The 9,877-nt window shown below is 71.1% G+C and carries 11 protein-coding genes; 6 read left to right on the top strand and 5 right to left on the bottom strand.

Annotation, left to right across the window (positions count from 1 at the left end; translation table 11 throughout):
• On the bottom strand, nt 1-444 hold a 444-nt coding region (locus ACWDX9_RS54210; RefSeq protein WP_449970150.1), incomplete at its 3' end, for a glycogen debranching N-terminal domain-containing protein.
• Nucleotides 445-605: 161 nt separating this feature from the next.
• Between ACWDX9_RS54210 and ACWDX9_RS54205 the strand changes: the two genes are divergently transcribed.
• The 5 genes from ACWDX9_RS54205 to ACWDX9_RS54185 are packed head-to-tail and all read left to right on the top strand — an operon-like array spanning nt 606 to nt 5,843.
• Nucleotides 606-1,601: a LacI family DNA-binding transcriptional regulator gene (locus ACWDX9_RS54205; protein ID WP_449970147.1), complete on the top strand. Its 996-nt coding sequence runs from the start codon at nt 606-608 to the stop codon at nt 1,599-1,601.
• 39 nt (nt 1,602-1,640) lie between these two features.
• The gene (locus tag ACWDX9_RS54200; protein WP_449970145.1) at nt 1,641-2,891 is read left to right on the top strand and encodes a sugar ABC transporter substrate-binding protein; all 1,251 of its coding nucleotides are present in this window, start codon (nt 1,641-1,643) and stop codon (nt 2,889-2,891) included.
• Entirely contained in the window at nt 2,888-3,913 is a 1,026-nt protein-coding gene (locus ACWDX9_RS54195; RefSeq protein ID WP_449970142.1) for a carbohydrate ABC transporter permease, read from the top strand. Before ACWDX9_RS54200 ends, ACWDX9_RS54195 begins: the two co-directional genes overlap by 4 nt.
• Nucleotides 3,906-4,751 carry a carbohydrate ABC transporter permease gene (locus ACWDX9_RS54190; RefSeq protein ID WP_449970140.1) on the top strand — a complete coding sequence of 282 codons (846 nt, stop codon included), beginning with the start codon at nt 3,906-3,908 and terminating at the stop codon, nt 4,749-4,751. Before ACWDX9_RS54195 ends, ACWDX9_RS54190 begins: the two co-directional genes overlap by 8 nt.
• A gap of 54 nt (nt 4,752-4,805) precedes the next feature.
• Nucleotides 4,806-5,843, top strand: a complete 1,038-nt coding sequence (locus tag ACWDX9_RS54185) for a hypothetical protein (RefSeq protein ID WP_449970137.1) — start codon at nt 4,806-4,808, stop codon at nt 5,841-5,843.
• Here the strand turns inward: ACWDX9_RS54185 and ACWDX9_RS54180 are convergent.
• Genes ACWDX9_RS54180 through ACWDX9_RS54165 form a run of 4 tightly spaced genes read right to left on the bottom strand, consistent with a single transcriptional unit; the run spans nt 5,840 to nt 8,818 of the window.
• Nucleotides 5,840-6,757, bottom strand: coding sequence for an NAD(+)/NADH kinase (locus ACWDX9_RS54180; RefSeq protein ID WP_449970135.1), 918 nt, complete (start codon nt 6,755-6,757; stop codon nt 5,840-5,842). The two genes, ACWDX9_RS54185 and ACWDX9_RS54180, sit on opposite strands and share 4 nt — an antisense overlap.
• A 26-nt stretch (nt 6,758-6,783) precedes the next feature.
• Complete coding sequence (locus tag ACWDX9_RS54175) at nt 6,784-7,614, bottom strand: MFS transporter (protein WP_449970153.1); 831 nt, start codon at nt 7,612-7,614, stop codon at nt 6,784-6,786.
• Entirely contained in the window at nt 7,569-7,943 is a 375-nt protein-coding gene (locus tag ACWDX9_RS54170) for a Gfo/Idh/MocA family oxidoreductase (RefSeq protein WP_449970132.1), read from the bottom strand. The genes ACWDX9_RS54175 and ACWDX9_RS54170 overlap by 46 nt, the downstream gene beginning before the upstream one ends.
• Nucleotides 7,940-8,818: a sugar phosphate isomerase/epimerase family protein gene (locus ACWDX9_RS54165; protein ID WP_449970129.1), complete on the bottom strand. Its 879-nt coding sequence runs from the start codon at nt 8,816-8,818 to the stop codon at nt 7,940-7,942. Before ACWDX9_RS54165 ends, ACWDX9_RS54170 begins: the two co-directional genes overlap by 4 nt.
• A gap of 172 nt (nt 8,819-8,990) precedes the next feature.
• On the opposite strand from ACWDX9_RS54165, the gene ACWDX9_RS54160 reads away from it, so the two are divergent.
• A complete protein-coding gene (locus tag ACWDX9_RS54160; RefSeq protein WP_449970127.1) occupies nt 8,991-9,629 on the top strand; it encodes a TetR/AcrR family transcriptional regulator in 639 nt (212 codons plus the stop codon).
• Nucleotides 9,630-9,877: the final 248 nt, after the last annotated feature.

The following is a 9,877-nucleotide window of genomic DNA, read 5'->3' as shown; positions in this document are numbered from 1 at the left end:
TCCGTCCCCGGCCGCACCCGCCGGTACGGGGGTGCCGGAGCGCCCGGACTTGACCGCCTCGACGGCCGCGAAGTCGCACGCCAGCTCGACGGTGACGGTGGCCGTGACCGGCGACGACGCGGTGGAGACGATCTCCACCTGCTCGCCCATGCCGAACGGCGACACCTCCCGCGAGCGCTCGATCCGGACCGTGGGGTCGATCGTGCGGTCGCCGAGCCAGCGGGCCAGGGACACGAACCGGGCCTGGCCGGCGGCCCCGGGCGCGTACCCGATGGACTCCGGCTCGCGCCCGTCCACGAGGAGCCGGGCCTGGGACAGCACCCGGCGGTCCGCGCAGAAGAGCCCCTGCACGCCGGCCTGACGGATCTGGCCGTCGGCGTCGCTCAGCGCGCTCGCCGGCGCCATGACGGTGCTGACCAGATCGTGCAGCAGCGGCTGAAGCACTACGTTTCCCCCTGAGGTCAGGTCAATGATCACCCGGGTCTTGACAGACGGACGCCGGGGGTGCAGATTTCGAAACACTCCGCTAACTTTGAACGATCAAATCATGCCTCACCAGACTTTGAACGTTCAACCCCCTCGAAAGGCGATTTATGGCGGAAAAGGTGACGATCACCGATGTGGCGAAGGCAGCAGGCGTGTCGCGCCAGACGGTGTCGAACGCGCTCAACAGCCCGGAAGTGGTCCGGGAGGAGACCCGCAAGCACGTCCTCGAGGTGATCGAACGGCTCGGCTACCGCGCCAACCAGGCCGCCCGCCAGATGCGCACCGGCCGCTCCCGCCTGATCGCCATCGGCATCGAGCCCGACGGCGACGGGATCAGCGGCTCGTGGGCCGACCGCTTCCTGCACAGCCTGTCGGAGACGGCCGCGCAGGAGGGGTACCGGATCCTGCTCTACACCGCCGCGGACGACCACGCGGAGATCGCGACGTACGAGGACCTGCTCGGCGCGTACAAGCCGGACGCGTTCGTGCTGACCGGCACCCACCACGACGACCTGCGCGCGTCCTGGCTGCTGGAGCGCGGGCTGCCGTTCGTGGCGTTCGGCCGGCCCTGGAGCGACCTGCCCGACGCGCGCCATCCGTGGGTGGACGTGGACGGCGCCGCGGGCACCGAGGCCGCCACCCGCCACCTGCTCGCCGCCGGTCACCGCCGCATCGGCTTCATCGGCTGGCCGCCCGGCTCGGGCGTCGGCGACGACCGCCGCGAGGGCTGGGCGAGAACCCTCCGTGACCAGAACTGGGGCCACGATCCGGACGGGTTGCAACGGGCGGTCGAGGACGGCATCACCGCCGGGGAGAGCGCCGCCCGCGACCTGCTCGCGGCCGACCCCGGCGTGACCGCCCTGGTGTGCGCGAGCGACTCCCTCGCCCTCGGCGCGCTGCAGGCCCGCGAGCCCGGCCGCCCCGTCGCGGTGATCGGCTTCGACGACACGCCCGCCGCCAGGGCCGTCGGCCTCACCAGCGTCCACCAGCCGCTCGGCGAGGCCGCCGCGGCCTGCGTCGACCTGCTCGCCCGCGCCCTGGAGAGCCCCGACGCCGAGCCGCCGTCGGCGCACGTGCTGCTGCCCCCCTCTCTGACCATCCGTAAGTCCGCCTGACCCTCAACCCCCCACAACGCGAGAACAGGAACCACCGCGATGACGTCACGTACCCGCCGCGCCGCCGCGATCAGCGGCCTCGCCTGCGCCACGCTCGTTCTGTCGGCCTGCGGCAGCGGCTTCGACGACAAGCCGAGCCAGGCCCCCCAGCAGAGCGGCGGCCAGGTCAACCTGCAGATCCTCATCGGCTCCTCCGGCGAGGCCGAGACCGCCGCCGTCAAGCAGGCCGCCCAGACCTGGGCCTCCTCGGCGGGCGCGGCCGCGACGGTGACGCCCGCGCAGGACCTCGCCCAGCAGCTCGGCCAGGCCTTCGCCGGTGACAGCCCCCCGGACGTGTTCTACGTGGACGCCTCCCGCTTCGCCGACTACGCCAGCGTCGGCGCCCTGGAGCCGTACGGCGACAAGATCAGCCAGCCCGACGACTTCTACCCCTCCCTGCGCACGGCGTTCACCCGTGACGGCAAGCTCTACTGCGCGCCCAAGGACTTCTCCACCCTCGCGCTGATCGTCAACAAGGACCTGTGGTCCAAGGCCGGGCTCACCGACGCCGACGTGCCGACCACCTGGGAGCAGCTCACCTCGGTCGCCGAGAAGCTCAAGGCCAAGGACGTCACCCCGCTGGCGATCGGCCCGACCCGCGACCGCGTCGGCGCGTTCATGGTGCAGGCCGGCGGCTGGCTGACCAGCCCCGACGGCAAGCAGGCCACCGCCGACAGCCCGCAGAACCTCGCGGCCCTCGAGTACGTGCGCTCGCTGGTGTCGGCCAAGCTGGCCCGCTACCCCGACCAGCTCGACGCGGGCTGGGGCGGCGAGGCGTTCGGCAAGGGCAAGGCCGCCATGACCATCGAGGGCAACTGGATCAAGGGCGCGCTCAAGGCGGACTTCCCCGACGTCAAGTACTCGGTCCACGAGCTGCCGGCCGGCCCCAAGGGCAAGGGCACGCTGTCGTTCACGAACTGCTGGGGCATCTCCGCCAAGAGCAAGCACAAGGAGCAGGCCGTCTCGTTCGTCGAGGCGATGACCAAGGCCGACCAGCAGATGACCTTCGCCAAGGCGTTCGGCGTCATGCCCTCGCGCCAGTCCGCCAAGGCCGCCTACACCGCCGAGTTCCCCGACGACGGCCCCTTCGTCAACGGCGCCGACTACGCCCAGGGCCCCGTGAACGCCCCCAAGATGGACAGCGTCCTGGCCGACTTCGACACCGGGCTGCAGCAGCTGGCCACCACCGCGCCCAAGACGCTGCTGCAGCGGACGCAGAAGAACATCCAGGCCGCGCTCGGCACGTCATGACCATCAGCAAGACTCGTGAGAACCTGGCGGGCTGGCTCTTCGTGGCCCCCGTCGTGGTGATCCTGGGCCTGTTCCTGCTGGCGCCGATCCTCATGGCGCTGTGGGTGAGCCTGACCGACTGGAACGGGCAGGGCAGCCCGTTCCGGGGCGGCGTGCCGTTCGTCGGCGTGGACAACTACACCCGCCTGTTCACCGAGGATGGGCTGGCCAGGCAGGACTTCATGACGAGCGTCCGCAACAACGTCTACTACGTGGCCATCGTGGTCCCGTTGCAGACCGTGCTGGCGCTCGGCCTGGCCCTGGTCGTCAACAGCCGGCTGCTGAAGGGCCGGACGTTCTTCCGCGCCGCGTTCTTCTTCCCCTCGGTGACCAGCTCGGTGGCGATCAGCGTGGTGTTCCTGTTCGTCTTCGCCAACTCCGGCGCGGTCAACGCCCTGCTGGGCCTGTTCGGCGTGGACGGGCCCCAGTGGTTCGCCGACTCGCGCGGGGTGCTGCACCTGCTGCTCGGGTCCGTCGGCCTGGTCGATCCGGCGGCCCCGCCGGAGGCGCTGACCACCGGCGGCCCGTTCGGGCTGTCGTGGTGGGAGTGGCTGTCCGGGCCCAGCGTGGCGATGACGACCATCATCGCGCTGGTCGTCTGGACCACGTCGGGGACGTTCATGCTCATGTTCCTGGCGGCGCTGCAGGACATCCCGGTGTCGCTGGAGGAGGCGGCCATGCTGGACGGGGCGGGCCGCCGCCAGGTCTTCCGGCGCGTGACCCTGCCGCTGCTCAAGCCGACCATGTTCCTGGTGCTCACGCTGGGGCTGATCTCGACGTGGCAGGTCTTCGACCAGGTGTACGTGATGAGTCAGGGCAATCCCGCCAAGACCACCCTGACGCCGGCGTTCCTGTCGTACCAGACGGCCTTCCGCAGCTTCGAGTACGGCTCGGGCACCGCGATCTCGTTCGTGCTGTTCACCATCATCGTGGTGCTGACCCTGGTCCAGCGCTGGGTGATGAGAGAGAGGCGTCATGCGTAAGGACAACGCGCGGTCGCTGGCCTCCACCTTCACCGGCTACTTCATCCTGATCTTCTTCGCGCTCGTCTTCCTCTACCCGTTCGTCATCCAGATCGCCGCCTCCTTCAAGACCGAGTCGGACGCGGCGGCGCAGCCCCTGTCGCCCATCCCCGACCCGGTGACGCTGGGCGGCTACGAGAAGGTGTTCCTCAGCACCGACCTGCCGCTGTGGCTGGGCAACTCGCTGCTGGTGACCGTGGTCATCACGGTCGGGCGCGTGCTGCTCGACTCCATGGCCGGGTACGCGCTGGCGCGGCTGCGCTTCCCGGGGCGGCGGGCGATCTTCTCGACGATCATCGCGATGCTGGCGGTGCCGGGCGTGGTGCTGTTCATCCCGAAGTTCCTGGTGCTGAACCAGTTCGGCATGTACGACAGCTACACCGCGCTGATCCTGCCGGTGATCGCGGACGCGGCCGGGGTGTTCATCATGAAGCAGTTCTTCGAGTCGCTGCCGGTCAGCGTCGAGGAGGCGGCGAAGGTGGACGGGGCGGGCGTCTTCCGTACGTACTGGTCGATCGTGCTGCCGATGGCCCGGCCCGCGCTGCTCACGCTCACCATCATCTCGTTCCAGGGCTCCTGGAACGAGTTCGCGCACACGCTGGTGGCGGTGCAGAACCCCGAGCTGTTCACGCTGCCGCGGGGGCTGGCCGACCTGGTGAGCGGGTCGCTGGGCAAGGGCACGCAGTATCCGCTCAAGCTGGGGGCCGCGCTGATGGCGACCATTCCGGTGGCGGTGGTGTTCGTGATCTTCCAGCGGTACTTCGTGCGCGGCGCGAACGAGGGCTCCGACAAGGGCTGAGCGTTCCTCTGGACGTCAGCGGATGTTCAGAAGCACCCCCTAGATTCCGGTCACGTGAAAGTTGATGACAGATCTTCCCTGCTCACCCGTCGTTCCCTCCTCGCCGGCGCGCTCTCCGGAGCGGGCCTCGCCGTCCTGGGCGGCACCGCCGCCCAGGCGGCCACGCTCGGGAGGGCGCCCCGGGTTCTGATCGCCACGAACGAGCCGTGGGGCACCTACCACGTGGCCCCGCTGCTTCCGGAGGCGCGGCGGCGCGGGTGGGAGATCACGCAGTTGGTGCCCGACCTGACGGGGATCAAGCCGGGCGACCCGGTGCCGGTCGCGACGCCGGACCGCGTTCCGGACGCCGATCTGCTCGTCGTGACGGGCGCCGGGGACTGGCCGGCGGAGTGCGCCGCCCGGTTCTCGCGGCTGCCGCTGGTCGCGAGCTCGCTGGCGTACCAGCTGCCGGTCGAGGCGCCGCGCGCCAAGGAGTTCCGCGACCGGCTCAGGGCGGTCACCGCGTCCTCGCCGGCCGAGGCCAAGGTGTTCGACGACTACCTGGGCACGCGCCGCCCGATCACGGTCGTCGGCACCCCGCAGACCGACGATCTGCCCAGGCACGCGCCCGAGCCCGGCACCGTCCTGGTGCTCACCAGCGTGACCAAGTCCAGCAGCACGGGCGGCTCGGCCCCCGGCACCGAGCTGCTGCTGGCCGCCGCCGATCGGCTGGCGGCGGCGGGCAGGCACATCCTCGTGGGACTGCACCCCCGCGAGGACCGCTCGCTCTGGGAGAAGTACGAGATCAGCTCCGTGCCGTCGGTCCAGGCGTCGGCCAGGGCCGAGGCCGCCATCGGCATCCCGGGCACGGTCTTCCCGGTGGTCGCGGCCGTGGGCGTCCCGCTGGTGGGCTGCACGGACCCGCGCCTGAACATCCCCGCCTACCTGCTGAGCGTCTGCTCCCACACGATCACCGACGCGGACGAGGCCGTGACCGCCGTGACGCAGGCCGAACCGGTGTCGCGGGAGGTGCTGTACGAGGCCGTCGGCCCGATCGGCGGCTCGGCCCGCCGGCTGCTGAAGGCGTGGCGCAAGGCCGGCGTCCGGGTCTAGCGGGTCATCGTCTGGCGCAGCCGCTCGGCCTGCTCGCGCAGGGGTTGCGGGATCAGCTCGACGAGCTGGTCCGGCCTGAGCGGCAGGTCGAGCAGGCTGAGCTTGACCCGCTTGCGCTGGGCGTAGGTGTCGGCGTCGAACCGTACGACGTCCACCGCGTCCGTGCGCAGCCGCGCAGACAGCTCGGCTCCGGGGCTGAGCTGCCTGGCGGGGGTGCCGTCCACGGAGAAGAGCAGCGTCATGTCGTCCGACGGGTTGCGCAGCACGATGTGGTCGTCCTTGCCGAGGATGACCGAGCGGCTGATGCCGGACATCGGGGCCACCGGGGTCAGGGCGACGGCCTCGGTGGACGGCGAGATGATCGGGCCGCCGGCCGCGTGGTTGTAGGCCGTCGAGCCGGTCGGGGTGCAGACGATCACCGCGTCCGCGCGGTAGTAGCCGTGCCTCAGGCCGTTGACCTCGAGGTCGAGGGTCAGGCTGGACAGCGGATCGGCGGCGGTGACCACGATGTCGTTGAACGCGGTGTGGTCGTCGGCCTCCAGGCAGCTGTGCGGTTCGAGGGTGTAGTGGCCCTCGGCCAGGCGGTCGAGGGCCGGCTCCAGCTCCGACGGGGTCACCTCGATGAGGAAGCCCAGGTGCCCGTGGTTGACGCCGAGCACCGGCACCTGGCGGCCGACCACCAGGCGCACCGCGCCCAGCATGGTGCCGTCGCCGCCCAGGCTGATCACTCTGGTCACCCGCTCGACGAACTCCTCGGGCGTGACGATCTCGACCTCCGGCCCCACCCGCCCAGCGTCGCACCGCCGGGCGATGACCGCGCCTCCGGCGCGCCGCGCGTGCCGGAGGATCAGCCGTACGGAGTCCTGCACCGGCCGGTCAGGGTGCACCACCAGCCCAAGAGTGAAGTGCTTCACGTGGTGCCCCCTACCCGGCGATGCGGTCAGCGGACCTTTCGGATGGGAATCACCGTCAGGGCGCCGAGCACGGCGAACACCAGGGCGGCCGTGAAGGCGGCGGGATAGTTGTCGGTGCCGCCGCCGATGGTGAGAAAAAGCGGGGCGATCAGCGGGGCCAGCGACTGGGGCAGCGAGTTGGCGATCTGGAAGACGGCCAGGTCCTTGGCCGCGTTGTCGGGGTTGGGCAGGACCCGCACGACCAGCGCGATGTCGACGGCCATGTACGCCCCGGTGACCAGGCCCAGGATCAGCGAGCCGACCAGGTACTGGGGGTAGGTGGTGGTGAAGCCGAGGGTCAGCAGGCCCACCCCCATGATCAGGGACGCCGCCAGCACGAAGATCTTCCCGCGTCCCAGCCGGTCGGAGAGCCACCCGCCGATCGTGGCCGTGACCAGCGAGCCGCAGGTGAAGACGAGCGTGGCGGTGAAGACCAGGGACACGGCCTCGGTGGGGCTGTAGCCGAGGCGGTCGGTGATGACGTAGAAGCCGAAGGTCAGCTTGAACGCGTTCCCCGTGAAGATCAGGAAGCGGCCGGCGAAGGCCCAGCCGAAGTCGCGGTGGGCGAAGGGGTTGACCCACAGGCTGCGCAGCAGGTCGAGAGGGCGGAACGGGCCGAGCGCCGCCCGGTCGGCGGGACGGTCGGGCAGGAACGCGATCAGCAGCCCGAGCGCGACGAACGCGAAGACCCCCGGCAGCAGGAACATGAGGAACGTGCTGCCGGCGACGGACGTGGTGATGAACGTGCCGGCCAGGATGCCGGCGTTGCTCATCAGGCCGATGACGCCGGAGACCCGTCCGCGCTGCCGCTCCGGTATGTGGTCGGGGTTGATCGCGTTGAGCGCGGCCTGGGCGGCGTTGTAGCCGGCCTGGGTGACGCACCAGCCGCGCAGGCGGCCTCGGCCTGCTCGGCGCGGAAGGCGTGCGGGCTGCACACGGCGACGATCTCTACGGCGGGGTCGGTGAGCAGTTCCTCGACGGAGGTGCCGTGGGCGGCCCCGGCGCGGGCGGCGACCGCGGCCGCGGTGCCCTCGTCCACGTCCATGACGCGGGCCACGTGCAGCCGGTCGGACAGCCCGGCGACGGCGGGGAGATGGATGGCCTGGGTGACCGGGCCCGCTCCGATGAATCCGACGCCGACGGTCATCGACGCTCCTCTGCGGTGGTGAGGTGTTCGGTGACCCACTGGCGCGACAGGATCGCGCTGTCCTTGGGGGTGCCGTGGTCGGGTACCTCGACCTCGACCACTATCCACCCGCCGAAGCCCGCGGGCAGCGCGGCGAGCGCCCCTTCGAGATCCACGTCGCCCTGACCCGGCTCGGTCCACAGGTGGCGGGCGACGGTGGCCTCCCGGTAGTCCGCGCCCGCCTCGCGGGCCTGCCGGGCGACGGCGGTGTGGACGTCCTTGAGGTGGGCCGCGCCGACCCGGTCGCGGCAGCGGGTGATCAGTTCCGCCGGATCCGCGCCCGCCCAGTGCAGGTGGCCGGTGTCGGGCCCGAAGGAGAGCAGTTCCGGGGCGATGGCGTCCAGGACCGCGCGGGTCTCCTCCTCGGTCTCGATCCAGGTGCCGACGTGCGGGTGCAGGCACGGGCGCAGCCCCTCGCCGGTGATGACCTCGCAGGTCCGGGCGAGGTTCTCGATGACGGTGGCGAGCCTGCCCGGGTCGTGCGCGGCGCCGGTCGCGGGTGCGGCGAGCCGTTCCGGGGTGAGGGCCGAGGCGATGAACACCTCCGTCATGCCGAGCGCGGCCTGCGTTCCCGCGTGCCGCCTGGCGTGTTCGAGGAGGCCGGGCATCGCCTCGGGGTTCTCGTACGTGCCCTGGAAGTAGCCGGGCGCGGGGGCGAGTCCGTACTCGCCGAGGAGGGCCAGGTAGGCGGCCGCCGAGGTGCCTTCGGGCACGTCGGCCTGGACGGCGGTGAAGCCCGCCTCGGCGATCTCGGCGAAGGCGGTGCGCAGGGTGGGGACGTCCAGCGTGAAACCGGACGGCCCGAGCAGCCAGGGTAGCGGGTTGATGCCGATCATCTCGGGGTCCTTCCAAGGGCGCGAGCATGTGGCGTCGCACCTGCTCCAGTGCGTAACGGAGCCCATCGGGGAAATGTGATCGAGTGTTAACCTTTGGGACTCAAAACGTAAACGCCTGATAGCTTTTGACGCAAGAGGTTGATCCGAAGATTTTCCGTGGGAGGCTCAGAGGGTGACGAACGTCGGCGGGACCCCGCGCGGCCCGTACCGGAGCGGCATCAAGCGCCGCGAGCAGATCGTCAGCGCCGCCGCCAAGGCCTTCGGCGAGCGCGGCTACAACGGGGCGTCCATGCGGCAGATCGCCGCGGACGTGGGCGTCTCACCGGCGGCCCTGCTCCGCCATTTCCAGGACAAGGAGGAGCTGCTCGCCGCGGTGCTCGAATGGTGGGCGCGGGAGACAGCCGCGCTCCGGCACGAACGGCGCGACGGGCTGTCGGCCTTCGACGACCTGCGCGACCTCATGACGTACCACACCCACCACCGGGGCCTGCTCGAGCTGTTCATCCACCTCACGGGCGAGGCGTCCAACGAGAAGCACCCGGCGCGCGCCTTCATCCAGGACCGCTACACGGGCATCGTGAACATGCTGGTCAAGCGCCTGCTCGCGACGGCGGAGACGGGAGAGATCCCGCCGTTGACCGACGCGCAGGCCGAGGCCGAGGTACGCGCGCTCTGCGCCACCATGGACGGCCTGGAGATCCAGTGGCTGCTCGATCCCACCGTGGACCTGGTCGGCCTCTTCGACTTCCACCTCGACCACACGCTGGCGCGATGGAGGAGCGGCGCGTACGCGCCGGTCGCGGGCTCCTGAGCCTTGACGGCTCGCCAAGGCCCAGGAGCCCGCGCAGTCGACGGCGGGTCCTGACGCCGCCCGATGCCGGGGGTTCAGCGGGGCGGCAGGGTGAAGCGGGTCAGCACGCTCCTGCCGTCCGTCACCATGACGTCGAGGAGGTCGCCGCCGGCGGCGAGGACGAGCTCGTCGTCCCCGTCGCCGTCGTAGTCGCCCGCCGCCAGCGGCGCGCCGCGGACCAGGCCGCTGATGCCGCCACCGGCTCGCAG

It is taken from the genome of Nonomuraea sp. NPDC003201 (genome assembly GCF_053590415.1).
Note: the sequence above shows the minus strand (reverse complement) of the source record. Positions and strands in the feature narration are given on the sequence as shown.

Bases quoted from the DNA above. Each gene is read 5' to 3' on its own strand.
- ACWDX9_RS54190 (WP_449970140.1), top strand. From the start codon at position 3,906: ATGCGTAAGGACAACGCGCGGTCGCTGGCCTCCACCTTCACCGGCTAC.
- ACWDX9_RS54170 (WP_449970132.1), bottom strand. From the start codon at position 7,943: ATGACCGTCGGCGTCGGATTCATCGGAGCGGGCCCGGTCACCCAGGCC.
- ACWDX9_RS54195 (WP_449970142.1), top strand. From the start codon at position 2,888: ATGACCATCAGCAAGACTCGTGAGAACCTGGCGGGCTGGCTCTTCGTG.
- ACWDX9_RS54200 (WP_449970145.1), top strand. From the start codon at position 1,641: ATGACGTCACGTACCCGCCGCGCCGCCGCGATCAGCGGCCTCGCCTGC.
- ACWDX9_RS54165 (WP_449970129.1), bottom strand. From the start codon at position 8,818: ATGATCGGCATCAACCCGCTACCCTGGCTGCTCGGGCCGTCCGGTTTC.